This window comes from Rhodococcus sp. 14-2483-1-1 (genome assembly GCF_002259335.1).
Lineage (GTDB): Bacteria > Actinomycetota > Actinomycetes > Mycobacteriales > Mycobacteriaceae > Rhodococcoides.
In genome coordinates this window covers 78731-100967 of record NZ_NPFX01000006.1, presented here as the reverse complement: position 1 = coordinate 100967, position 22237 = coordinate 78731, and the positions used below count along the sequence as shown (strand labels likewise).

The window sequence follows — 22237 nt, the reverse complement described above, 5'->3', positions numbered from 1 at the left end:
TCGGTCACGACCACCGCCATTCGCGAATTTCGGGGAGATCCTCGAAATGTTCTCGAATGTAGGTGTCGTGTCGGGTCAGTTGGTCTTGGCAGAACTGTCGAAGTTCCGCGCCACCGTCCGATTCGCTCGACGCGCGATCGAGAGCTTCGAGGGCCAGGTGGTACCGACTGATCTTGTTGAGCACCACCATGTCGAAGGGTGTTGTGGTGGTGCCCTGTTCGATGAACCCGCGAACGTGGAATCGCTGGGCGTTCGGGCGGCCGTGCAGCAACTGGTGCACGGCGCGCGGGTAGCCGTGAAACGCGAAGACGACATCGACCGCATCGGTGAACAGATCGACGAACTGCTCGTCGGAGAACCCGTGCGGATGATCTACGACGGGCAGCAGTGCCATCAGGTCGATGACGTTGACTACGCGAACCCGTAGCCCTGGTGTCCACGTACGCAGAAGGTCTGCGGCCGCGAGGGTCTCCTCGGTCGGCACATCGCCGGCGCACGCCAACACGATCTCGGGATCAGTTGACGCATCGGTGTTCTCGGTACCGGCCCAATCCCACCGCGATGCACCGGCTGCTGCATGCGCGCGAGCCTCGGTGAGCGTCAGATACTGGGGATGGCTCTGCTTGTCCACCACCAGAACGTTGACGTGACCTCGACTGCGGAAGCAATGATCGGCAACGGCGAGCAAGGTATTGGAGTCCGGTGGCAGCCACACGCGAACCACCTCGGGGGCCAACGGGATCACCGCGTCGATCAGGCCGGGCCCCTGGTGGCTGAAACCGTTGTGATCGTTGCGCCAGCATGTGCTGGTGAGCAACACGTTCAGTGACGCGACAGGCGCTCGCCAGGGGAGAGAGCTCGCGTGCTGCAGCCACTTGGTGTGCTGAATCAGCATCGACACACTCACCATGGCGAAAGCCTCGTAACTGGCGAACAATCCGTGTCGACCCGACAGCAGGTACGCCTCGAGCCAGCCCTCACACAGATGCTCGCTGAGGACCTCCATGACGCGGCCGTCGGGGGCCAGGTTGTCGTCGAACTCGGTTGTCGGCAGCTGCCAGCATCGGTCGGTCGCCTCGAACACGGCCTGGAGCCGATTGCTGGCGGTTTCGTCGGGGCAGAACAGACGAAAGTTACCTCCGCCGTTGGGTTGTGCGTTGTCGAGGTAGATGTCGCGCATCATCGCCCCGAGCACTGTGGTCGTTTCGTGGGACGTGCGCCCCGGAGACTCGACGGTGAGCGCGTAGTTCTCGAGCTCTCGAATGACCAAGGGCTGCAACAGTAGGCCGCCGTTGGCATGGGGAGTTGCCCCGAGCCGTGCGTCTCCTGTGGGAGTGAGTTCGCGGATGGACTGCGTTGGGGCACCATCCTCGTCGAACAACGATCGCGGATCGTAGGAGAGCAGCCACTTCTCGAGCTGCGCCAGATGCGACGGATTCTCACGAACACCGGACAGCGGCACCTGATGAGCCCAGTGGGTTCCCTCGATCAGCTTGCCGTCGACCTCGTGTGGTCCTGTCCAACCCTTCGGGGTGCGCAGCACGATTGCGGGCCACTCGATGCCGTGGTGCGGTTCGCCGGCGCGGGCGGCATGCTGAATTCTGCGGATCGTGTCGTGGGCGCGAGTGAGAGCGAATTCCATCGCCGGGAACACCTCTCGCGGATCGTCGCCCTCGACGAAGATCGGAGCCCAGCCCTGACCACCGAGATAGTCGGCAATCGACTGGTCGGTGCTGCGCCCGAGCACGGTGGGACCGGAGATCTTGGCGTCGTTGAGATGCAGGATCGGCAGCACTCCACCATCGCGAATTGGATTGAGAAAGGCCGGAATCTTCCAGGAGCCCGACAGCGGTCCGGTTTCGGCCTCACCGTCGCCGACGACGCAGGCGACCACCAGATCGGGGTTGTCGAATGCTGCACCCGCGGCGTGGATCAGTGCATAGCCCAGTTCGCCGCCCTCGTGGATGCTACCGGGGGTCTGCACGCTCACATGGCTCGGAATGCCTCCAGGAGTGGAGAATTGGCGGCACAGACGACGGACACCGTCGTTGTCGAGTGAAATGTCCGGGTAGATCTCGCTGTATGTACCTTCGAGGTAGGTATTCGCGACCAATGCCGGGCCGCCGTGGCCAGGTCCGGTTACATAGAGCCACTCCGAACCGGTTCGGCAGATCAGACGATTGATCAGCGTGTAGATCATCGACAGTCCGGGGCTGGTGCCCCAATGCCCGAGTAGCCGGGGCTTGATGTGCTCCACGGTCAGAGGGTGCCGTAGCAACACATTGTCCTGCAGATAGATCTGCGCCACCGTGAGGTAATTCGCCGCCGCCCAGTAGCGTAGGTCCGCGTCGAGTTCGTCGGTGCTGTAGGTGGTTTCGGTGGTGGACGCGCTCATCGGTTCGTCGGCACGACGACGACGGGAACATCGACCGAGTGCAGCACCGCGCGCGAGGTGGAACCGAGAAGCATCGAGGCAAAGCCACCCCGGCCACGGCTACCGACCACGATCAGCTGAGCATTCTCGGACGCGCGGACCAGTTCACGAACCGGCCTGTCCTGAACCACCACTCGCCGGATTCCGACGTCGGGGTAGTCGATCGACCACCCCGCCAGGCTCTCGGCCAGCGATGTCTTCTCGGCGAGTTCGGAATCGACCCACGGACCCTCGTCGTCACGCGTCAGGACGCTCCCGAGTTCGAGGTCGCTCCAGGCATGTACCGCAACGAGATCGACGCCTCGCATCGACGCTTCCTGCAGAGCGAACCCGATGGCGGGCTGGCTGTTGGACGTGCAATCCACACCCACGACGACCGGACCGTCGCTGACGATGTTCGACTTGATCACTGCAACGGGGCACTTCGCGTGCGACACGACGGCCGTACTGACCGACCCGACCAGGCCACCGGTGAACTCGCCGAGTCCCCTCGAACCGACGACGATCAGCGCCGGCGCGACATCGAAGTGCGTCAGATTGCGTGCAGCCGAGCCATGTTCGAGGCGAGTGTCGAGAATCAGCGAATTGCCTGCCGCGGTTTTGTGCGCAACGTCGACCGCAGCGGTCAACACCCGCTTGGCCTCGACATCCGGATCTGCGAAGGCCCCGATACGGAGGCTGATGGCATCTCCGTAGGTTCCGGGCGCGAACAGTGACGACGTGACCAACTCGAGCGGGGCGTGGCGTCGAACGGCCTCGCGTGTTGCCCAGCGGACCGCGTCCAGCGATGTGGCAGATCCGTCGACTCCGACGACGACTCGGCTCGATGCATTCATGATGTGTTCCCGTCCATTGACTTCTCGTGTGCCGATACGCCTCGAGCATGGCTGGATCGGACCCGACACCGACAGAGGCGGAAGTCCCTCGACTTCGGGCGGAAGTCCCGCAAGTTACCCCCCGGGGGTATCGCTGCTATCGTCGGTGGCATGCACTCATTGGATCGACACGGCCGCCGGGGCCGTGCCGTGGTGACGACAGTGCTGATCGCTGTGTCGATTTTCGGGGTGCTCCTCATGCACTCGGTGACACCGACGACAACGATGAGCGGCGAGCATGCCGCCATGGCGTCGGTGTCCCACCACGACAGTTCGATCGAGGTGGCGGCCGCTGAGCCCGACTGCCCGTGTGCACACCAGATGATGCATCCCTGCGCGGGAACCACGGCGTCGTGGCCTGCTCTGTCGGGACCCATGGCCGGCAACGCCATCGACGTCACGTACACGACCGTGGAGGGCATCGGTGGTCGTGCCCAGTTCGCCTCGGAGCGGGCACCGCCCTGGACTCTGTGGGAGTTGGACCGATCGGTGACCTTGCGAGTGTGACAGGGAGCCCGGTGGACGCGCGTCCACCGGCGGATCGACAGATCTCAGTTGCCTGTTTCAACCTCTCGTGCAAGGAGATTCACATGCGTACAAAACTGGTCGCTGCGCTGGCTGTTGCCACCGTCAGCGCATTCCTGGTCGCCGGTTGCAGTAGCGACAGCTCGTCGGAGTCGGCGCCGGCGGGGAGTTCGTCCTCGTCATCGGCGTCGTCGAACGTGTCCGAGGAGTTCAACGATGCCGATGCGATGTTCGCGCGGATGATGTACCCACATCATGCGCAGGCGGTCGACATGGCCGAGATGGTCGAGGGCCGCACCGACAACCCCGAGATCTTGACGTCGGCGTCGGCGATCGAGGCGGCGCAGCAGCCCGAGATGGATCGAATGGCCGCGTGGCTCACCGAGTGGGGCCAGCCCGCACCCTCGTCCGACATGGGTGAGATGAGCGGAATGGACCACGGTTCGGGCATGGGCATGATGTCCCAACAGGACATGGATGCGCTGACTGCTCTGTCGGGTGCGGAGTTCGACCGCCAGTGGTTGACGATGATGATCGCCCACCACGCCGGTGCGATCGAGATGGCGAACACCGAAATCGCGGACGGCTCCAACGCGGACGCGCAGCAGATGGCTCGCGCGATCGTGACAACTCAACAGCAGGAAATCGACACCATGCGAGCGTTGCTCGGCTGATCCGAACCGATGTCGAGTGCCGCGCCCTCTCCTCGGGGGTGCGGCACTGGCGTTGCGATGGGCCTGCTCGAGTACGCTGAACACTCGGAGAATCCATCTCCGCAGTTCGGTCCGAGGGAGAGCGTTCAGATGGCACGTCCACGGGTTTTGGTCCTCGGCGGCGGATTCGGCGGACTTCACGCTGCGCGACGCCTCCGCAACGAGGACGTCGATGTGACCGTGCTCGAACGCGGCACCTCCCACGTCTTTCAGCCGTTGCTCTACCAGTGCGCCACCGGTCTGGTGTCCGAGGGCTCGATCGCCAGCCCACTACGACACCTGCTGCGCAAACAGAAGAACGTCTACGTGGCACTGGGTGAAGCGACATCCGTCACCACCGTCGGCGACGGCGGAGTGGTGACGGCCAGTCGATTCGACGGGTCGACCTTCGAGCTGCCCTACGAATACCTCGTCGTCGCCGTCGGAATGCAGCAGGCGTATCACGGACACGACGAGTACGTGCAGTGGGCGCCGGGCATGAAGACCCTCGACGACGCCCTCGCAATCAGGCGAAAGTTGATCTCCGCCTTCGAGATGGCCGAATCCCTCCCCACCGCCGAGGAGCGGCGGCCGTGGCTCACCTTCGCCGTCGCCGGGGGAGGCCCGACGGGCGTCGAACTTGCCGGCCAGATACGGGAACTCGCCAGCAGGGCGTTGGCGAAGGAGTTCGATTCGATCCACCCGTCGGAAGCTCGCGTGCTCCTCTTCCACGGCGGCGACCGCGTACTCGAATCGTTTCCCAACTCGTTGACGAAGAAGGCTCAGCGCACCCTCGACACCGTCGGTGTGGAAACCCATCTCGGGGTTCACGTCACCGATGTCACGGCCACCGACGTCGAAGTGACGGCCAAGGCCGAACCGAAGACGGTCACTCGCTACGACACTCACACAGTGCTGTGGACCGCAGGCGTGGAAGCTGTTCCGTTCGTGAAACAACTCGCCGATGCAATGGGCGTGGAGCAGGACCGATCGGGGCGCATCGCCGTGGAGCCCGACCTGTCGATCCCCGGACACCGCAACGTCTTCGTCGTCGGAGACATCATGTCGCTGGACAAGCTCGCCGGGGTGGCAGAAGTGGCGATGCAGGGCGGTAAGGCTGCGGGCGCGGCGATCGCAGACGACATATCCGGTTCTGCGCGTTCGGATTTCAAGTATCGAGACCTCGGCACCGCGGCCTACATCGCGCGCGGACACGCACTGGTGCAGGCCGGGCCGCTGAAGATGTCGGGATTCCTCGGCTGGGTATCGTGGGGCGTCATCCACATCGCGTTCCTGGCCGGCAACCGCAATCGCGTCGGGACGCTGATCAACTGGGCCGCAACCCTGGCCACCGGAACCAGACGCGAACGCGCCATCACCTACGGCGACCCGGCAACGGCGCGTAAGCCGTACAACTGACCTGAGCGTCCACTATTTGCACCCTCACACGGAATCCCGCTTTCGGGGGCGAAGAGTGGACACTGACGTCAGTTGCTGCTGGCGTCGACCGGGTCAGCCGATGCCAGGGATGAAGCCGGGGTAGACGAAGTGCCCTGGGCCGCCGCCGGGGAGCAGGTGGCCAGTCGAACCCGGGTAGTCCATGTTCAACTGAATCAGCTTGTGCGGGTTGCCGTTCGAATCGGCCTGCCAGCATTCGAGCAGCACCCCGTGGAATCCGGTGCACACGATGCGGGTGCTGTTGCCGTAGGGCGAGGTCAGTCTATTCTCGCTGACGAAGGGATTCCAGTAGTCCGGGTCCTGAGGCGTGAGGAACACTCCGGCGACGTCCTGCGGAGCTGTCGGGCTCGGATACGGCGGCGGAGTAGGCCACTCGTCGGCGGCGGCGGTACCCATACCGAGGGCGGCGGCACCTGCAATGACGCTGGCAATGACGGCTGTGCGACGAAACATCTCGATCGACTCCTTCGCGGGGCGGGCACCCAATAGACCACAGACACCCGTCCCGTGGGAACACCTCTACATTTGACGACCATGACGGCGATGGATCGCTACGGGCCTGTGGCGGCAACGGTGTGCGGTGGATTCGTTGCCGGATATTCGATTCGAGAATCGCTGGGGTGGGACTCGTTCTACATCGAGTCCTCGGGTGACTGGTACGGGGCGTTCGTCACCGCGCAGTGGGCCGGCACCCTCGCCGTCATGTCCGCCGCGATCGTGTTGGCCGTCGTACATTCCCGACGCTCCCCGGTGGCGGCCGCACTGGCGGCAGCGCTCGGCGCGGTGATCATCGCGCTCCCGTCGGTCGTACCGATCGCGTCCAATCAGGCGGTCACCACCAACGCCATCGGTGCCGGAGTTCTGGTGGGCATGTGTGGGCACATCGCGGCCGGTCGCCGAGGTCCGTCGGCCGCACTCGCCGTCGGCCTGCTCGGTTCGATGCTGTTCTACGCGGCGATCTCCGGTTTGCGGGGGCCGCGCGAAGGTCGCTGGATGGCGACACTCGGGCCGCAGTACGTCGAATCCACCGTCCCTCTGCTCCTTCTTCTTCCGATCGCAGCCCTTGTGGTGATCGTTGCTTCGAGGGCACCCGTCGTGCGGTTCGAGGCGGCGGATGCGGTGATCGTCGTCGTGCTCGCGTTCGTCTATCTGCTCGTCTACGCCTATCTCGGCAATACGACGTCGTCGTGCTCGCGTTCGTCTATCTGCTCGTCTACGCCTATCTCGGCAATACGACGTCGTCGGTGCGAATGTGGCTCTTCGCCGTCGTGATCGCAGTGGCACTCACTTACGGCGGGGCGCTGAACCTCGACGGCCGCGACGGTCGATATCTGATGGCGGGGTTGGCGATCGCGGCGTCGGGGGTGAATTCGCTGGGGTGGTCGGACGCGTCGTGGTGGGTATTGCTCATCGCTGCGTCGCTGTTCGTCGCGGCGGTACTGGTGGGCCTGCGCCGAGAACTGTCGACGCCCGCGCTCGTAATGCTCGCCGCCGTCACAGCAACCGGCCTGATTCCGGCCGGCAACAGTACGGTCAATGTCCTTGGAGCCGTTGCATATTGCACTGTCTATCCTATTGCCTTGGGCCTTGCTGTCGGATCGATGCAACCCTCGCGCACGGTGGCGTCGACCATCACGCCCCTGATTCCGTTCGCAATGACGCTGTTCTGGATCTCGGCCCCGGTGCCGCCGCGAGAGTTCGGATGGACGGACGGGCTGCCCGACGACGACGTTCAGCCCATCGTCTGGTTGTATTCGCCGCTCCCGGTCGGGGTGGTGACGGCGGTGATCGTCGTCGTGGCCTGTGTTTTCGCAATCCGCAGCGGCACTCCGGAGCATCACGATCGGGTGTCGGATTCCTCCGGTCCGTGACTCCCCGGTCGGTTGCTCGAGGTAACGTCACCTCATCTTCGGCCGATGTAGAAACTCGACCGGTGTAACTCGACGAAAAGGTGAAACAGCGTGCCACGATCTCGACGACACGGCTTCCGGCGAATCGGTTCGGCTACGGCCGTCGCCCTCGCAGTGGCGATTCTTCCGACCGCGCTGATGACGCCCGTCGCGTCCGCGGACGAGCTGCCCGCTTCGACGACCCAGTCGAGCAACGGATCCCGCATCGAGTCGGTGAGCACTCTCGACAACCGCCAGGTGCAGTTGCAGGTGTTCTCCGCGTCGATGAACCGCACCATTCCCGTCACGGTGCAGCGGCCTGCCGACGAGAGCGTGTCGCGTCCGGTGCTGTACCTGCTCAACGGTGCAGGCGGCGGCGAGGATGCCGCTTCGTGGCAGTCGCAGACCGACGCCGAGGCATTCCTTTCCGACAAGAACGCCTGGATCGTGACCCCGCAGAAGGGGAAGTGGTCGTACTACACAGACTGGCTGCAGGACGATCCGAAGCTCGGCAGCAACAAGTGGAGCACCTTCCTCGGTGAAGAGCTTCCCCCGCTGATCGATGCTCAGTTCGACACCAACGGTCGCCAGTCGCTCGCAGCGCTGTCCATGACGGGTACCTCGGTCCTCAACATCGCGATCAAGTACCCGGGCAAGTTCACCGGCGTCGCGGCATACAGCGGTTGCGCACAGACGTCGGACCCGATCGGACAGCAGTTCGTCAAGCTCGTCGTCGAGACGTACGGCGGCGGCAACGTCGAGAACATGTGGGGACCGCTCGACGGCCCCGTGTGGCGCGAGAACGACCCACTGCTCAACGCTGAGAAGCTCCGCGGCACGCAGATCTACATGAGCACCGGCAGCGGCCTGCCCGGCATTCCGAACGACACCTACGCCAACCCGCGCTTGAACAACGATCCGGCGACCCTCGCCAACCAGGTCATCGTCGGCGGCGGTATCGAGGTGGCCACCAACTTCTGCACGTCGAACCTGGCGAAGCGACTCGACCAGCTCGGAATTCCGGCCACCGTCGACTTCCGTCCGGTCGGCAACCACTCCTGGGGCTACTGGCAGGACGACCTGCACAAGTCCTGGCCGTTCCTGGCGGGATCGCTCGGAATCTGATCTTCGTAGAACACGACAACGGCCCCTCGCACATCATGTGCGAGGGGCCGTTGTTCGTTTGCCGGGTGTGTGGATCGAGGTGGGTAATCGAACGTATGATCGAACGATGGCACGGCGCGCGCAACCTCGACCGGCGTCCGCCGTGCGCCCCTTCAAGCTGCTCCGACCGCCGCTGAAGGTGTGGATCGACCTGAACATCCTCTACCCACTACCGCCACACCACGCGTCGAAATTCAACCCCGAAGGATTCGATGTTCGACGCGTGGTGCCGGGCGATCTGGTCGAGTGGTCCATCACCGTGGACGGCGACTGGCTGGGCCGAGTCACGTACGAGCTGATGTCACGCGACCGCAGCGAAACCGTCACGCATTGGGTGCCCAGCCGCGCGCTCAAGCCGCTCTAGAGACGCGAAAGCCCCGCCTCGAACGACGAGGCGGGGCTTTCGTGTAATCACCTTCAGAAGCTGTGCTTGCGCGCCTTCTTGGCGAGCTTGCGGGTGGTGCGCTTCGACGGAACGAACAGGTGCGCGGCGCTGCGGCGACGGTTGCGTCGACGGATCAGCACGAACGCGACGGCACCGGCTGCGGCTGCGATGGCGGCGATGACCGGAGTGCCGACCTTCGCGGCCTGCGCGACATCGTCGCTGTCTATGTTGCGAACTGTGTTCTTCACGTCGTCCGCGACGGCGGAGGCCTTGTCGGCTGCCTTGTCGGCGACCTGGGAGGCCTTCTCCTTCACGTCGTCGACATCGACGTTCTGAACCTTGTCCTTGACGGTGTTCTTGACATCCTCTGCTATGTCGGCGGCCTTGTCGGCCGCATCGGAGGCTGCGTGCTTTGCCTCCTTGGCGGCATCGGCTGCGGTGTCGGCAACGTTCTCGGCTGCGTCGGACACGGAGTCCGCGGCCTGGTGGGTGTTGGCCTTGGCCTGATCCGTTGCACCCTCGGCGCGGAGGCTGTCGTCACCGGTGGCCTCGCCGACCTTCTCCTTCGCAGTCCCGGCCAGTTCCTCTGCCTTGTGCTGAGCCTTGTCGATGAAGTCGGCCATCGGTGCGTACCTCTTTCGTGTAGGTCATCTCCGGCAAACCCGGAGCTGGGGGCGTCGCGGACGACGCCGATAGGTATGAGTCGAAATCGACGCTCCGAAACATACGTCCGACGGGGCGTGTTTCGGGTCACTATCGGCGGGCAGGCTCGAGGCCGACGTCGCCCCCATGCCCGTGGGCATCTCGGGTAGCCGACAGACGCCTATGTCCTCGAGCGGAGCCAGTGCGTTCGGCGGGACGCGCGCGCTGTGCCCGACGCGTAGGCCATCGAGACCGAACGTCGGTCGAAGTCCAAACCGGAACCGCGCGAGGTGAGCAAGATCAGGGCGATGACTCCCGCGGCCCCGACCACCACGGGAGTCATCGGGCACTGGTCCCGAGTGCGATGGCGTCGCATCGGATGAGCCCACGGGTCGTTCCGCGAGCTCCACTTCTGGCGAAGGGCATGTGATTCATGAGAGTTCCTGTCTTCGGGGTGTTGTGAACGGTGCCATTGACATAGCCATTCGTCAATGGCACATTGTGTGATGTAGGTCGCGGTTGTCTGCTCGATCGGTCGAATCGCGAAGGTGCTCGGGGAGACAGCGAGGCGTGACGTGACGACAAGTGCAGGTCGATGGCCAGAGGTCGACGGTTCTGTCGACAACTTCATGGACGTTCTCATCATCGGTGCCGGCATATCGGGCGTCGGCGCCGCGTATCGACTGCAGCAGATGGCACCCGAGCTCAGCTACGCGATCCTCGAGGGTCGCGAGCGGGCAGGCGGTACCTGGGATCTGTTCCGATACCCCGGAATTCGATCGGACAGCGACATCTTCACGTTCTCGTTCCCGCACACGCCGTGGCAGGGGGACACTCTGCTCGCCCATGGCGAGGACATCCGCAACTACATCGTCGATACCGCCTACGCCAACGGTATCGACGAGCACACACACTTCTCGACCATGGTCACGGCCGCGAACTGGGATTCGTCGACGGACCTGTGGACGGTCGACGCCCTGACGAACGGCGTGCCCACGACCTACCGCAGTCGATTCGTGTTCTTGTGCACCGGATACTTCGACTACTCGGGTGGGTACACCCCCGACCTTCCCGGGCTCGACGAGTTCACCGGGCAGGTGGTGCATCCCCAGCAATGGCCGGAGGGGCTCGACCACTCCGGCAAGAGGGTCGTCGTGATCGGGAGCGGTGCAACCGCAATCACATTGGTGCCTTCGCTCGCGGCCGACGCCGCGTCGGTGACGATGCTGCAGCGTTCACCGACCTATATCGCATCACTACCGATGACCGATCCGTTCACCACGATCACTCGGCGCGTACTGCCGGACGCACTGGCGCACAGTGCGTTGCGATGGCGAAACGCACTGTTGATGGTCGGCTCGTATCAACTCTGCCGACGCGCACCGAAGACGGCCCGCAGGGTGTTCCGGGCGATGACGAAGGCGCAGTTGCCGCGTGGGTACGACGTCGACAAGCACTTCGACCCGACGTATGCCCCGTGGGACCAGCGGTTGTGTGTCGTGCCGGACGGCGATCTCTTCAAGGCCATTCGCCGAGGTCGTGCGACGGTGGTGACCGACCGAATCGCGAGGGTGACCGCTGACGGCATCATGCTGGAATCCGGTGACCAGATCGCCGCCGACATCATCGTCACCGCAACAGGCCTCAAGCTCCAGGCCTTCGGCGGAATCGAGCTGTCGCTGGACGGAAATCCGTTCGAGGCGCACGACAAGTTCGTCTACAAGGGACACATGCTCGAGGATGTGCCCAACGTTGCCTGGTGCATCGGGTACACGAATGCATCGTGGACGCTCAAGGCCGACATGACGGCCAAGGCAGTGGCAAAACTGCTCGTGTACATGCGCTCTCACGGCTATACCCATGCGATTCCGGACCGGGCAGGAAAGCCGGTGGAATCTCGGCCGGTCGTCGATCTCGCATCGGGATACGTCACCCGCTCGCTCTACGAGCTACCGAAATCCGGGACCGAACGGCCCTGGTCGGTGCGGCAGAACTATATTCTCGACAGAATCGACGCGCGGTTCGACGACCTGACGGAATCGATGACGTTCGGGCGAACCGTGCCTGCGACGGTGGCCGATCCCGCATCGGTGGACGTTCGGACTGGGTAGACGAGAAGAGATTGGATCGCAATGACTTTCGAGATCGACGGTCCCGCACTGGCGCACACCATCCGCGGAGAGGGCCCGACCCTGGTGCTGATCCACGGCATCGTGCACCGGCAACACGCGTGGGACAGTGTCATCGAGACACTGTCGCGGCACCGGCGAGTGGTGACGGTGGATCTGCCCGGCCACGGCGATTCGCCGGAACTCCCCACCGAGGCATTCGATCTCGGTCCCTGGATCGTGGCCGAATTGGAGCGCTTTCTCGAGCACGTGGCCGTGGACGGCGAGAAACCGCACGTAGCCGGAAATTCGCTGGGTGGGTACTTTGCACTCGAACTGGCCGCCCGCGGGTCGGTTGCCTCGGCCACAGCGCTCTCACCGGCCGGCTTCTTTCGCGGCCACTGGGATCAGACGCGGGCGCTGCTGGTGTTTCGTTTGCTGCGGGCCTTGTCTCGAATCATCAGCCCCATCGCGCCCGCAATCATGCGTTCGGTCGTCGGACGCACCGTCGCCAACGGCGTGTTCTACGCCAAGCCGTGGCGAGTTCCCGCGGAGACGGCCACGATCGACGCGCTCAGCATCACCACCAACCGCGCGATCGATGCGGCCGGAAATGCGTTGCCGCGCTTCAGTATTCCGGTCGACGAGACCGTTCCCGTCACCGTGGCGTGGGGGCGTCGTGACTTGGTCCTGCCGGTGTATCAGGCACCGCTGGTGCGTCGAACGTTTCCGCAGGCCGAAGTGACGACGTACCCGGGTCTCGGGCACGTGCCGATGTCTGACGATCCCGAGCTGGTTGCGTCGATTCTGCTGCGGGGATCACGAGCGGTATCGCAGTCGGCATGAGCGTGGCGGTCAAGGTCGACGGGCGAAGCCTCCGGTGGCGCGACCACAGAATCACTCGGCGGCGTGAACTGCTCGATCGCACCCTGGTAGCCATTCGTGAGCACGGACACGACGTGGGTATGGATGCCATCGCCTCGGCGAACGGCGTCTCGAAAACCGTTCTGTACAAACACTTCACGGACAAGAAGGGTCTCGCCGACGCTGCGATGGCTCGATACGTCGAGACTGCACTGGTGCCCCGGATCCAGGACGCGATCTCCGAGGACCACGACGAGTACCACCTCACCCGTGCGGTGATCAGTGCCTACGTCACGACGGTGGCCACCGATCCCGATATCTACATCTACGTTCATGCCAACAATGCTGTCAGCGGCAACCAGGACATCATCACTGCGGCGGAGGGGCTGATCGCAGATTTGCTGGCCACCGTCATCGCCGACAGATTTCTACAGCGCGAATTCTCGACGGCCGGCTCGATGCCCATCGCGTTCGCCATGATCGGTGCGGTCCGGTTGGCGTCACATTGGTGGATCTTCGATAGAACGATGACGGCCGACGAACTCGTCGACTACCTCACCATGATGGTCTGGGGCGGAATCGCGGGGATAGCGCGCGCTGCGGGATCGGCCGCGACTTTCGCCTCGGAGCCCCACTCGTTGACGCTCGACGGCTGAGCGTCCGCCTGCGGCATCAGCGGTCGAACACCGCGCGAACCGTGGTGGAATCGGGCACGGACTGGCACGCCAATCGGACGCCGTGCTGGAGTTCGTGCTCGTCGAGAGTCTCGTTCGCGAGCATCGTCACGGTGCCTTCGGTGAGCGTGTATGCACACCCGCCGCAGTTTCCTTCGCGGCACACGTACGGCGGATCGAGACCGAGCTCGAGGAGTCGGTCGAGCAGCTTCGTGTCCGCATTCCAGGTGAACTCGGTATCGATTCCGTCGATCTCGACCTGAGCGGTGACGGAGTTCGCATCCGATTCGTCGGAGATCGTCACGTCGCCGGCCTGGAACGGATTGGAGTCGAAGGAGGAGAACACCTCTCGATGTGTTCTGTGCGCCGTCGTGCCGGTGCGGGTGAGCCACTCCTCGGCGACGTTCATGTACTGCGCAGGGCCGCACAGGAAGGCCTCGCATTCGGCCGGAACCGTTGTATTCATCGACGCCAGTCCGGCAGCGGTGGGTAGCCCCGAGTCCGAGGTGTACCAGTGCTGAACGTCGAGACGATCGGGAAAACGAGACTGTAGTTCGGTCAGTTGCTCCCCGAAGATCACCGAGTCGCGGTTCTGGTTGGCGTAGACCAGGGTGATCCGGTTGTCGTGCCGGAACAGGGCCGTTTTGATGATCGACATGATCGGGGTGATGCCGCTGCCGGCGGCCATGAGGACAAAATCCGCGTCCCAGCTCTCGGGTCCGAACATCCCCGACGGCTTCAGGGCCTTCAGTCTCATACCGCGAACAGCATTGTCGTGCAACCAGTGTGACGCTCGACCACCCTGGATGCGCTTCACTGTCACGGTGGGAAGCGAGTCACGGGCCGGGGAACTGGAGAAGGAGTAGCAACGGGCTACCGAGCCACCGTCGGTGCACGGGATCTCCAAGGTGAGAAATTGCCCCGGCTCGTACCGAAACTGGGCTTCCCGGTGATAGGGGACCGCAAAACCGAGAGAGATCGCATCCTCGTTTTCATGGGTCACCTCGGCGATCTCCAACTCGAAGATCCTGTCCTCGGAACCGATGGCAGACGGATCGAGGTCCGCCGATGGCCCGCTCCTGAACATCGTCACGTGTGCTCGCTCCCTTGCGCCTTCGGTGTTGGTCTTCACTGTTACATACTTCGCCACCAATTAATAGGCCATTGACAAATGGCGAATAGCGGGTGACAGTGATGTCGTGACTTCGACCACCGACGCCGACCACCTGCCTCGCGGCGCATTCAGCGCCGGGTCTCGGCGAACTCGTCTGGCTGCCTTGATGACTCGGCTGATTCTGCGTCCGATCACGAACCTGCTCCCGACGTCCCGCGGCGGCATCGAGTTCTCCCGACGCCTGGTCGCTACCTCGATGAACCTGTTCGGTCCCGTCCCCAAGGGCACGAGAGTGGACCTCGTGGCCGACGGCCCGGTTCGTGGCGAGTGGGTGCGTGCGCCCGGACTGACTCCGGGGCCGCGCGTGATTCTCTACATCCACGGCAGCGCATATGTCATCTGCTCGGCGCGTACGCATCGTGGCCTGGCCGCGCGACTGTCCGGCTCGACCGGCCTGCCCGTGTTCACGGTGGACTATCGGCTTGCCCCGGAACACCCGTTTCCGGCCCCCGCCGACGACCTCGAAGCCGCCTACCGCTGGCTGCTCGGCCAGGGATACGAGGCGGCGAACATCGTCGTCGCCGGGGATTCTGCCGGCGGCCACCTCGCCGCCGACCTGCTCATCGAGAACGACCGCACCGGAACGCCTCAGCCCGGTGCGATGGTGTTGTTCTCGCCGCTGGTGGATCTCGACTTCGAGCTCTCGGCGCGGATGGAGCGCACGCGCAAGGATCCGATGATCTCGGCGAAGGCAGCGCGAGGACTCGTGGCGCTCTACACGGACGGTCACGACTCGAGCCTCCCGCGACTCCGACTCGATCTCGCTCGCATGCGCGATCTGCCACCCACGCTGATCCAGGTGGGCGGAACGGAGATGCTGCGAGGCGATGCGCGGCACCTGCACACGATGATCGAGGCGGCAGGCGGACGAAGCGAACTCGAGATCTGGCCCGATCAGATGCACGTGTTCCAAGCTCTCCAGAGGTTGATACCCGAGGCCGAGCATGCACTCGAGCATGCCGCCGAGTTCATCGACCGTGCGCTCGACAGTCAAGTCGTACAAGATGAATCGAAGGAACAGGTGAGCTGATGAGAACCAAGGCCGGAAAACCCTCGTACGGGTCGAGAGCGGTGGTGACCGGTGCAGGCAGCGGCATCGGCCGGGCGTTCGCACTCGAACTGGCGCGGCGCGGAGGAGCCGTCATGTGCGCCGACATCTCGTTGTCGCGAGCGCAGGAGACCGTCGCGATGGTGAACGCACTCGGGGCCATCGGATACGCCGTCGAGTGCGATGTGTCGATCCGCGAGAACGTCGAGGAACTGGCGCTGCGTGCCGGCATCGAATTCGACGGACCCACCACGGTGCTCATCAACAACGCAGGCGTCGGCATCGGCGGAAAGCCCGTCGGCAGCATCGGTTTCGACGACTGGAACTGGGCGCTGGGAATCAACTTGTGGGGTGTGATCCACGGTTGCGAGGTGTTCACGCCTGGGCTTCGGGCCGCCGGTGAGGGCGGGATCATCAACGTGGCCTCCGCCGCCGGCTTTGCTGCCGCACCGCTGATGGGTCCGTACAACGTCGGGAAAGCCGCAGTGATGAGCCTGTCGGAAACGATGGCGGCGGAACTGTCGGGTACCGGGGTGCGGGTATCGGTTCTGTGCCCCACGTTCGTCAAGACCAACGTTGCCGTCGACGGCCGGATCACCGCGAGCTCGTCCCGACTGGCCGAGTTCGCGATGCGCTGGACCGGACGGTCTCCCGACAAGATCGCCGCCCGAACGCTCGACGCCTTCGACCGGGGTCGGCTCTACGTCGTGCCGCAGTTCGACGCCAAAGCCGTCTGGCGATTCAAGAGACTGCTGCCCGCCGTGTACGTGCGTTTTCTCGGATTGCTCAATCGTGTGATGCCCGCCGAGCAGGAGCCGGCGAAGAACGAATCCCTCACCTCGACAACCTCAGGAGCCTGACATGGCAATGGATTTCGATGACATGTTGACCAAGATCAAGGACCGTCAGTGGGCATTGGCCGACATCGATTGGGACGGCCCGGGAGCCGAGACCATCAGCCCCGAACTGCACGCCAAACTCAAGCCCTTCATGTCCGATCTGATGTGGATCGAGAACGTGGGCGCTCGCGGTTTCGCAGCGATGGCGCTCAAGGCTCCGAACGAGACGCTGGCGGAGATCTATCGCTACTTCCATGCCGAGGAGCAGAAGCACGCCAACGCCGAACTCGCCCTCATGCGGCGCTGGGGAATGCTCGACGGCGATCAGATGCCCGAGCCGAACGTCAACGTCAAGCTCGTGATCGACTGGCTGGACAAGCATTCCGACGGGCTGTCCCTGACCGTGCTGGGCACCGTCATACCGATGCTCGAGGTGGCACTGGACGGCGCGCTGGTGAAGTTCATCATGGACGAGATCGACGATCCGGTGTGTCAGGCAGTGTTCAAGAAGATCAACTCCGACGAATCTCGTCATCTGGCAGTCGATTTCGCCGTCATCGAATTGCTCGGGCATTCCCGGATGCGCAAGCTTGTGGTCGAGACCATCGGTGCGTGGATGAACCCGGCCCTCATCGTCGGATTGCTGCGATACATCCCACTGCTGAACAAGATGCGCGACAACATCGTGGAGATGGGTGTCGACGAAGAGCGGCTCTACACCGCGATGAAGCGATTCCGCAGTGTGGGGGAGCGTAGCCCCGAGGCACTCCGCGTGCCGATGTATCGATTTGTGCAGTGGCACAGCAGCATCGTGATCAACCGCAAGCATCCATACCACCGCCTTGCGGACGGCCTGGTGAAGCTCACCCGCCGGTACCCGACCAAGACTCTCAATTCCGAGCCCACCTGGGCCAAGGAACTGACCTACGAGCCCGTCGCATGAGCGAGTTCGACGTGCGCGAAGGCGTACTCGACGCCGTGATCGTCGGTGCGGGATTCGCTGGAATCGGTACCGCTATCCGACTGCGCAACAGTGGAATCGAGAATTTCGTCATTCTCGAACGCGGTAGCGCGGTCGGCGGAACCTGGCGCGACAACACCTACCCGGGCGCAGCCTGCGACATACCGTCCAGGTTGTACTCGTACAGTTTTGCCCCCAATCCGAACTGGTCGCACACGTACTCCGGTAGCGGTGAGATACTCGACTACATCCACACGATGGTGGGCGAGTTCGACATCGAATCGCGTATTCGATTCGGACACAACGTAGTCGACATCATCTGGAACGAGGCCGCCGGACATTGGCACCTGAGCATCGACGGGCGCGCCGATGTTCGGGCGCGCACGGTGGTGATGGCGTCGGGGCCGCTCGCCAATGCCAGCCTGCCGAACATTCGCGGCATCGACACCTACGAGGGGCGCAAGATCCACAGTGCTCGGTGGGATCACGACTACGACTTCGAGGGCAAGAAGATCGCCGTCGTCGGAACCGGGGCGAGTGCTGTGCAGATCGTTCCCGAACTGGTGAAGATTGCCGATACGGTCAAGGTCTTCCAACGCACCCCGGGTTGGACGCTGCCCCGAGTCAATCGAAAGACGCAGGCCGGTACCAAGCGTCGTTATGCGCGGTACCCGCAGACGCAGACCCTGGCGCGTTCGCTGTGGTTCTGGGGCCACGAGTCCGTTGCCCTCGGTGTCGTCTGGAAGACCCCGTTGACACGCATCGTCGAACTGGTCGGTCGCGCCCATCTGCGTCACCAGGTTCGCGATCCGTGGCTGCGGCGACAGCTGACACCCCGGTTCCGGGCCGGCTGCAAGCGACTGTTGATGACCAGTGACTACTACCCGGCACTGCAGAAGCCGAACTGCACGTTGGTGACCTGGCCGATTGCAACGCTCTCGCCCAAGGGAATTCGGACCGTGGAAGGGGTCGAGCACCAGTTCGACGCCATCGTGTTCGCCACCGGATTCGACGTGTCCAACACCGGGACGCCCATACCGATCACCGGGCGCGACAGCCGCGTGCTGGCCGACGAATGGAGCGCAGGGGCCAAGGCGTACAAGAGTATTGCGGTCTCGGGTTACCCGAACATGTATTTCACCTTCGGTCCGAATTCCGGTCCGGGACACAGCTCGGCACTGGTGTACATGGAGGCTCAGATCGATTACATCGTCGAGGCGATCTCCCTGGTGCTCGAGGGAAATCTGCACAGCGCCGATGTGCGACAGGACGCCCAGGATGCCTACAACGAGGACATGCAGCGCAAACTGGCCAAGACGACCTGGAATTCCGGTTGCAGCAGTTGGTATCTCACCGAGGACGGCTTCAACGCCACCATGTTCCCCGGTTTCGCCACCCAGTACGTCAACCAACTCAGAGGTGTCGAACAGGGCGACTTCACCATGGTTCCGCGCCGCGTCGACCTGCCGCGGGAACCGGCACGGGCCGTCGCGCACTCCTGAATCGCTCGCGAGCACGCTTGTCGCTGCGATGACGTTCGGACTCCGATTCGGAACTTCCTTCCGCCGCGTCGTCGACGTATATCCTGTGAGTCGACGCGCGGCGGAGGTAGGGAGCTCGGTGGAATATCGAATCGACGACTTGGCTCGAGAGGCCAAGACGACCACTCGCAACGTGCGGGCGTACCAGGAACGTGGACTACTACCGCCGCCCACGCTCCGAGGACGAGTCGGTATCTACGGTGACGATCACCTGACGCGGCTCAAGGTCATCGACTCGCTGCTCCAGCGGGGTTTCACCTCGGCGCACATTGCCGATTTTCTCGCTGGCTGGGAGCAGGGCAAGGACCTGGAAGAAATCCTGGGCCTGCAGGAAATCGTGACTCGCAAGTGGTCGTCGGCCGAGACCACGATCATCCCCGTCGAATTGATTGCGCAATTTCTCGGTGAGGACAACGACAGCATCGTTGCCCGGCTGGTCGAGGCGAAACTGATCAGGATCGACGGGGATCAGGCCGAGATCCTCGACCCCACTCTCCTCGAGGTGTTCGTCGATCTGAGCCAGTACGGTTTCACCCTCGAACAACTGCTCGACCAGCACGAGCGGACCGCCTCGAAGATGAACGCCATTGCCGAGTCGATGGTGGGAAGCGTGACCGACCACCTGATCGCGCAACACGGTCCGGGTTGGCTTCCCAAGTCGGGGGAGGTGGCCGAGACGACCGAGATGTTCGAGAAGATGCGCAGCCTGGCGATGAAATCTGCCCAGGCAGAGCTGGCTCGCGCCCTCGACCGCGTTCAGGAACAGGCATTGAGCGACTATCTGTCGCAGACGCTGTCCGGCCAGAACGACTGACAATGGTTTGAAGACTGCGACAATCGGACATACCTGGCTCCCGACAGCCGAACGGCGGCTGACCGCCTAAGGGGGCACCATGAGGTTCGTAACGTTGATCGTTCTCGTCTGGCTGATCATCGGCGCATTCGCGTCGTACCAGCGCGGGGATTTCGAGAGCGCACCCGACAACTGCGCAGGCGCGGGCACCATCGCCCTGACCGTTGTCGCGGGACCGCTCAACTACTTCGGGGTCAACCCCGAGGTCACCGATTGCAACGTGACCGTCCCGCAGCCGAGTGAGTGATTCGAGTCTCTGACCGCGCGTACACGGAGCACCTTCCCTAACCTGGTGAGGTGTTCCGTGGACGCTTGTTGCTGCTTCTCGCCTTCGCGATCCCGGTTGTTCTGGTGTCGCTGGTGGGCGTCGGCGGGTACGTCGCGTTCACCAAAGCCCGCGTCGATCCGCTGACGACCGCCGATGCCATCGTGGTACTCGGCGGCGAGCACGACGGTCGCGAGGCCTACGGCATTTCTCTTGCCCAGCAGGGTCTGGCGAAGACGGTGGTGCTCTCCGACCCGTACGGATCCAGCGATCCCACCATGAAGAAGGCCTGCGCGTCATCCACCACCGAGTTCGAGGTGCTGTGTATTCCGCCGACTCCGTCGACCACGCGCGGAGAGGCGATGTTCACCGAGGAGCTCGCCCGCGAGCGGGGATGGAACCACGTCATCGTCGTCACGTGGCGCTACCACTTACCTCGCGCCCGGTACATCTTCGACCAGTGCTTCGACGGCACCGTCACGATGCGTCCGACGCCACGCGCCTACGATTTCTCCCTCGTCGAGTGGGAGTTCACGTACCTCTACCAAATTGCAGGATTCGTCAAGGCCGGCGTGCAGGGGTCGTGCCAGGACGCGGCAAGCGACTGACCCCGATGGGGCTCAGACGATCTTGTAGTAGAGCGTGACGCCCGACTTCCAGGCCAGGAATCCGAACATCGCCGCAGCGATACCTCCCACGACATTCGCGGCGAAAAAGGTTGCCGCGCTCCGGTACCGCCGGCGTCGGGCGAGTCCGATCGTGACCGATGCCAGTGCCGCCATCGGAGCCACCGAGGCCAGGAAGCCGATGCCGACCACAGATCGGAGAGCATCCGGCGGATCGATCGCGAACACGAGCCCCAGCGCTGCACATGCCGTCAGATTCAGCGCGGACAACCGGCGGCGAGACGTCATCGCGAACGCGAACACGAACTGGAGAAGTGCTGCCAGTCCGCCCCCGACGGCCACGAGAACGATGGTCGTCATCGGCTGCTCGGTTTGGTTACAGCTGCACCGATGGCCATTGCGATCAACGCGATCACGGGTGTGAACACGAGGTACACCACCGAATTCCATGCTCCGCGGTGCGTCACCGCCTGGAGCGCGTACAGGCTGAAGGTGGTGAACCCGCACGCCAGCCCGAACACTCCGGCGCGGGCAACCGGGGCCGATCGTCCCGACAGATAGCCCAGGGCGGCTCCGACGACGAGGCAGCCGAACACATCGACGCCGAACGTGCTCATCAACAGCCATCGCGGCGTGACGCGCCACGTCCAGACCTCGTACCGCATCGCCGCACCGACTGCACCGCCGACAGTGACCGCGAGGTACTCACCGATCGATCGACGGCGGTCCGCTCCCTGCAGTCCCTCGATCACCGAAGCGAGCCTAATGGGAGTCGAGCAACTCGGCCGATCGGAAGAAAGTCGGCCAGGGTGGACCAGGGTAAAGTCGCCGTGTGACTGTGGACGACATGGGCCTCGGGCCCCAGCACTTCGATGTGATCGTGGAATGGCGTGATCGGGATGTGGTTCTGGCCGTGTCCGGTGAACTGGATCTGGTGACTGCTCCCGACTTGTCCGAGTCGGTTGCTCTCGTGCTCGAGAAGTCGCCGACGGCGATGGTGATCGATCTCAGCAATGTGGGATTTCTCGCGTCCGCTGGTATGTCGCTGTTGGCGTCCACCCATCAGCAACTCGGCGGCGAGGCCGGGTTTGCGGTGGTCGCAGAGGGTCCGGCCACCGGTCGTCCACTCACTCTGGTCGGTCTGGACGAGGTGTTCGGTATCTATGCAACGGTTGACGAAGCTTTTGTTGCACTTCGTAAGGGTAGATCCTGAACTTTTG

Annotated in this window: 26 protein-coding genes; 18 read left to right on the top strand and 8 right to left on the bottom strand. The window is 63.6% G+C overall.

Annotated features, from left to right (window positions below):
* Positions 1–4 precede the first annotated feature (4 nt).
* Both CH294_RS05510 and CH294_RS05505 read right to left on the bottom strand, forming a co-directional pair.
* A complete protein-coding gene (locus tag CH294_RS05510; protein ID WP_094737242.1) occupies positions 5–2395 on the bottom strand; it encodes a phosphoketolase family protein in 2391 nt (796 codons plus the stop codon).
* Entirely contained in the window at positions 2392–3270 is an 879-nt protein-coding gene (locus CH294_RS05505; RefSeq protein WP_094737241.1) for a universal stress protein, read from the bottom strand. The genes CH294_RS05510 and CH294_RS05505 overlap by 4 nt, the downstream gene beginning before the upstream one ends.
* Before the next feature lie 150 nt (positions 3271–3420).
* Here CH294_RS05505 and CH294_RS05500 point away from each other — a divergent pair, with 150 nt between their 5' ends.
* The 3 genes from CH294_RS05500 to CH294_RS05490 all read left to right on the top strand — a co-directional run bounded on the left by CH294_RS05500 (position 3421) and on the right by CH294_RS05490 (position 5945).
* Positions 3421–3816: a DUF6153 family protein gene (locus CH294_RS05500; protein WP_249305075.1), complete on the top strand. Its 396-nt coding sequence runs from the start codon at positions 3421–3423 to the stop codon at positions 3814–3816.
* 83 nt (positions 3817–3899) lie between these two features.
* Positions 3900–4508 (top strand): DUF305 domain-containing protein, encoded by a 609-nt coding sequence (locus CH294_RS05495; RefSeq protein ID WP_094737358.1) that lies wholly within the window; start codon positions 3900–3902, stop codon positions 4506–4508.
* Positions 4509–4637: 129 nt separating this feature from the next.
* Entirely contained in the window at positions 4638–5945 is a 1308-nt protein-coding gene (locus CH294_RS05490; protein WP_094737357.1) for an NAD(P)/FAD-dependent oxidoreductase, read from the top strand.
* A gap of 93 nt (positions 5946–6038) precedes the next feature.
* Here CH294_RS05490 and CH294_RS05485 read toward each other — a convergent pair whose 3' ends face one another.
* Positions 6039–6437, bottom strand: a complete 399-nt coding sequence (locus CH294_RS05485) for a hypothetical protein (RefSeq protein WP_094737240.1) — start codon at positions 6435–6437, stop codon at positions 6039–6041.
* A gap of 81 nt (positions 6438–6518) precedes the next feature.
* Between CH294_RS05485 and CH294_RS05480 the strand changes: the two genes are divergently transcribed.
* The 4 genes from CH294_RS05480 (at position 6519) to CH294_RS05465 (ending at position 9401) form a co-directional block, all read left to right on the top strand.
* Entirely contained in the window at positions 6519–7256 is a 738-nt protein-coding gene (locus tag CH294_RS05480) for a hypothetical protein (RefSeq protein ID WP_094737239.1), read from the top strand.
* A complete protein-coding gene (locus tag CH294_RS05475) occupies positions 7172–7855 on the top strand; it encodes a hypothetical protein (protein ID WP_141216449.1) in 684 nt (227 codons plus the stop codon). Before CH294_RS05480 ends, CH294_RS05475 begins: the two co-directional genes overlap by 85 nt.
* 90 nt (positions 7856–7945) lie before the next feature.
* Positions 7946–8998 (top strand): alpha/beta hydrolase family protein, encoded by a 1053-nt coding sequence (locus tag CH294_RS05470; RefSeq protein WP_032376173.1) that lies wholly within the window; start codon positions 7946–7948, stop codon positions 8996–8998.
* A gap of 106 nt (positions 8999–9104) precedes the next feature.
* On the top strand, positions 9105–9401 hold the full coding sequence (locus CH294_RS05465) for a hypothetical protein (RefSeq protein WP_032376174.1): 297 nt from the start codon (positions 9105–9107) through the stop codon (positions 9399–9401).
* Between the two features lie 53 nt (positions 9402–9454).
* Here the strand turns inward: CH294_RS05465 and CH294_RS27695 are convergent, their stop codons facing one another.
* Both CH294_RS27695 and CH294_RS27385 read right to left on the bottom strand, forming a co-directional pair.
* Positions 9455–10045 (bottom strand): CsbD family protein, encoded by a 591-nt coding sequence (locus tag CH294_RS27695; RefSeq protein ID WP_094737237.1) that lies wholly within the window; start codon positions 10043–10045, stop codon positions 9455–9457.
* A gap of 200 nt (positions 10046–10245) precedes the next feature.
* The gene (locus tag CH294_RS27385) at positions 10246–10407 is read right to left on the bottom strand and encodes a hypothetical protein (protein WP_155289401.1); all 162 of its coding nucleotides are present in this window, start codon (positions 10405–10407) and stop codon (positions 10246–10248) included.
* A gap of 232 nt (positions 10408–10639) precedes the next feature.
* Here CH294_RS27385 and CH294_RS05455 point away from each other — a divergent pair, with 232 nt between their 5' ends.
* The 3 genes from CH294_RS05455 to CH294_RS05445 are packed head-to-tail and all read left to right on the top strand — an operon-like array spanning position 10640 to position 13692.
* Positions 10640–12175, top strand: coding sequence for an NAD(P)/FAD-dependent oxidoreductase (locus tag CH294_RS05455; RefSeq protein ID WP_347566874.1), 1536 nt, complete (start codon positions 10640–10642; stop codon positions 12173–12175).
* Between the two features lie 21 nt (positions 12176–12196).
* Positions 12197–13018, top strand: a complete 822-nt coding sequence (locus CH294_RS05450; RefSeq protein ID WP_094737235.1) for an alpha/beta fold hydrolase — start codon at positions 12197–12199, stop codon at positions 13016–13018.
* Entirely contained in the window at positions 13015–13692 is a 678-nt protein-coding gene (locus CH294_RS05445; RefSeq protein WP_037146940.1) for a TetR/AcrR family transcriptional regulator, read from the top strand. The genes CH294_RS05450 and CH294_RS05445 overlap by 4 nt, the downstream gene beginning before the upstream one ends.
* Positions 13693–13708: 16 nt before the next feature.
* Here the strand turns inward: CH294_RS05445 and CH294_RS05440 are convergent, their stop codons facing one another.
* Positions 13709–14797, bottom strand: coding sequence for a ferredoxin--NADP reductase (locus CH294_RS05440; protein WP_094737356.1), 1089 nt, complete (start codon positions 14795–14797; stop codon positions 13709–13711).
* Positions 14798–14909: 112 nt separating this feature from the next.
* Between CH294_RS05440 and CH294_RS05435 the strand changes: the two genes are divergently transcribed.
* The 7 genes from CH294_RS05435 to CH294_RS05405 all read left to right on the top strand — a co-directional run bounded on the left by CH294_RS05435 (position 14910) and on the right by CH294_RS05405 (position 20999).
* Positions 14910–15914, top strand: a complete 1005-nt coding sequence (locus CH294_RS05435) for an alpha/beta hydrolase (RefSeq protein ID WP_283164491.1) — start codon at positions 14910–14912, stop codon at positions 15912–15914.
* Positions 15914–16792 (top strand): SDR family NAD(P)-dependent oxidoreductase, encoded by an 879-nt coding sequence (locus CH294_RS05430; protein WP_094737234.1) that lies wholly within the window; start codon positions 15914–15916, stop codon positions 16790–16792. The genes CH294_RS05435 and CH294_RS05430 overlap by 1 nt, the downstream gene beginning before the upstream one ends.
* A gap of 1 nt (position 16793) precedes the next feature.
* Positions 16794–17714 (top strand): reductase, encoded by a 921-nt coding sequence (locus CH294_RS05425; RefSeq protein WP_094737233.1) that lies wholly within the window; start codon positions 16794–16796, stop codon positions 17712–17714.
* Positions 17711–19234 (top strand): NAD(P)/FAD-dependent oxidoreductase, encoded by a 1524-nt coding sequence (locus CH294_RS05420; RefSeq protein WP_094737232.1) that lies wholly within the window; start codon positions 17711–17713, stop codon positions 19232–19234. Before CH294_RS05425 ends, CH294_RS05420 begins: the two co-directional genes overlap by 4 nt.
* A 118-nt stretch (positions 19235–19352) precedes the next feature.
* A complete protein-coding gene (locus tag CH294_RS05415) occupies positions 19353–20087 on the top strand; it encodes a MerR family transcriptional regulator (RefSeq protein WP_094737354.1) in 735 nt (244 codons plus the stop codon).
* A 79-nt stretch (positions 20088–20166) separates the two neighbouring features.
* Positions 20167–20373, top strand: a complete 207-nt coding sequence (locus tag CH294_RS05410) for a hypothetical protein (protein ID WP_032376182.1) — start codon at positions 20167–20169, stop codon at positions 20371–20373.
* A 50-nt stretch (positions 20374–20423) separates the two neighbouring features.
* Positions 20424–20999, top strand: a complete 576-nt coding sequence (locus tag CH294_RS05405; RefSeq protein WP_094737231.1) for a YdcF family protein — start codon at positions 20424–20426, stop codon at positions 20997–20999.
* 12 nt (positions 21000–21011) lie between these two features.
* Here the strand turns inward: CH294_RS05405 and CH294_RS05400 are convergent, their stop codons facing one another.
* Together CH294_RS05400 and CH294_RS05395 are read right to left on the bottom strand one after the other, a co-directional pair.
* Entirely contained in the window at positions 21012–21377 is a 366-nt protein-coding gene (locus tag CH294_RS05400; RefSeq protein WP_094737230.1) for a CrcB family protein, read from the bottom strand.
* Positions 21374–21769, bottom strand: a complete 396-nt coding sequence (locus CH294_RS05395) for a CrcB family protein (protein WP_094737229.1) — start codon at positions 21767–21769, stop codon at positions 21374–21376. The genes CH294_RS05400 and CH294_RS05395 overlap by 4 nt, the downstream gene beginning before the upstream one ends.
* 95 nt (positions 21770–21864) lie before the next feature.
* On the opposite strand from CH294_RS05395, the gene CH294_RS05390 reads away from it, so the two are divergent.
* The gene (locus CH294_RS05390; protein WP_170944610.1) at positions 21865–22230 is read left to right on the top strand and encodes an STAS domain-containing protein; all 366 of its coding nucleotides are present in this window, start codon (positions 21865–21867) and stop codon (positions 22228–22230) included.
* Positions 22231–22237 lie beyond the last annotated feature (7 nt).

What these genes read in the sequence shown, in the direction of transcription:
- CH294_RS05510 (WP_094737242.1), bottom strand. Translation starts at nt 2,395, where the DNA reads ATGAGCGCGTCCACCACCGAAACCACCTACAGCACCGACGAACTCGAC.
- CH294_RS05505 (WP_094737241.1), bottom strand. Translation starts at nt 3,270, where the DNA reads ATGAATGCATCGAGCCGAGTCGTCGTCGGAGTCGACGGATCTGCCACA.
- CH294_RS05500 (WP_249305075.1), top strand. Translation starts at nt 3,421, where the DNA reads ATGCACTCATTGGATCGACACGGCCGCCGGGGCCGTGCCGTGGTGACG.
- CH294_RS05495 (WP_094737358.1), top strand. Translation starts at nt 3,900, where the DNA reads ATGCGTACAAAACTGGTCGCTGCGCTGGCTGTTGCCACCGTCAGCGCA.
- CH294_RS05490 (WP_094737357.1), top strand. Translation starts at nt 4,638, where the DNA reads ATGGCACGTCCACGGGTTTTGGTCCTCGGCGGCGGATTCGGCGGACTT.
- CH294_RS05485 (WP_094737240.1), bottom strand. Translation starts at nt 6,437, where the DNA reads ATGTTTCGTCGCACAGCCGTCATTGCCAGCGTCATTGCAGGTGCCGCC.
- CH294_RS05480 (WP_094737239.1), top strand. Translation starts at nt 6,519, where the DNA reads ATGACGGCGATGGATCGCTACGGGCCTGTGGCGGCAACGGTGTGCGGT.
- CH294_RS05465 (WP_032376174.1), top strand. Translation starts at nt 9,105, where the DNA reads ATGGCACGGCGCGCGCAACCTCGACCGGCGTCCGCCGTGCGCCCCTTC.
- CH294_RS27695 (WP_094737237.1), bottom strand. Translation starts at nt 10,045, where the DNA reads ATGGCCGACTTCATCGACAAGGCTCAGCACAAGGCAGAGGAACTGGCC.
- CH294_RS27385 (WP_155289401.1), bottom strand. Translation starts at nt 10,407, where the DNA reads ATGACTCCCGTGGTGGTCGGGGCCGCGGGAGTCATCGCCCTGATCTTG.
- CH294_RS05450 (WP_094737235.1), top strand. Translation starts at nt 12,197, where the DNA reads ATGACTTTCGAGATCGACGGTCCCGCACTGGCGCACACCATCCGCGGA.
- CH294_RS05445 (WP_037146940.1), top strand. Translation starts at nt 13,015, where the DNA reads ATGAGCGTGGCGGTCAAGGTCGACGGGCGAAGCCTCCGGTGGCGCGAC.
- CH294_RS05440 (WP_094737356.1), bottom strand. Translation starts at nt 14,797, where the DNA reads ATGTTCAGGAGCGGGCCATCGGCGGACCTCGATCCGTCTGCCATCGGT.
- CH294_RS05430 (WP_094737234.1), top strand. Translation starts at nt 15,914, where the DNA reads ATGAGAACCAAGGCCGGAAAACCCTCGTACGGGTCGAGAGCGGTGGTG.
- CH294_RS05425 (WP_094737233.1), top strand. Translation starts at nt 16,794, where the DNA reads ATGGCAATGGATTTCGATGACATGTTGACCAAGATCAAGGACCGTCAG.
- CH294_RS05420 (WP_094737232.1), top strand. Translation starts at nt 17,711, where the DNA reads ATGAGCGAGTTCGACGTGCGCGAAGGCGTACTCGACGCCGTGATCGTC.
- CH294_RS05410 (WP_032376182.1), top strand. Translation starts at nt 20,167, where the DNA reads ATGAGGTTCGTAACGTTGATCGTTCTCGTCTGGCTGATCATCGGCGCA.
- CH294_RS05400 (WP_094737230.1), bottom strand. Translation starts at nt 21,377, where the DNA reads ATGACGACCATCGTTCTCGTGGCCGTCGGGGGCGGACTGGCAGCACTT.
- CH294_RS05390 (WP_170944610.1), top strand. Translation starts at nt 21,865, where the DNA reads ATGGGCCTCGGGCCCCAGCACTTCGATGTGATCGTGGAATGGCGTGAT.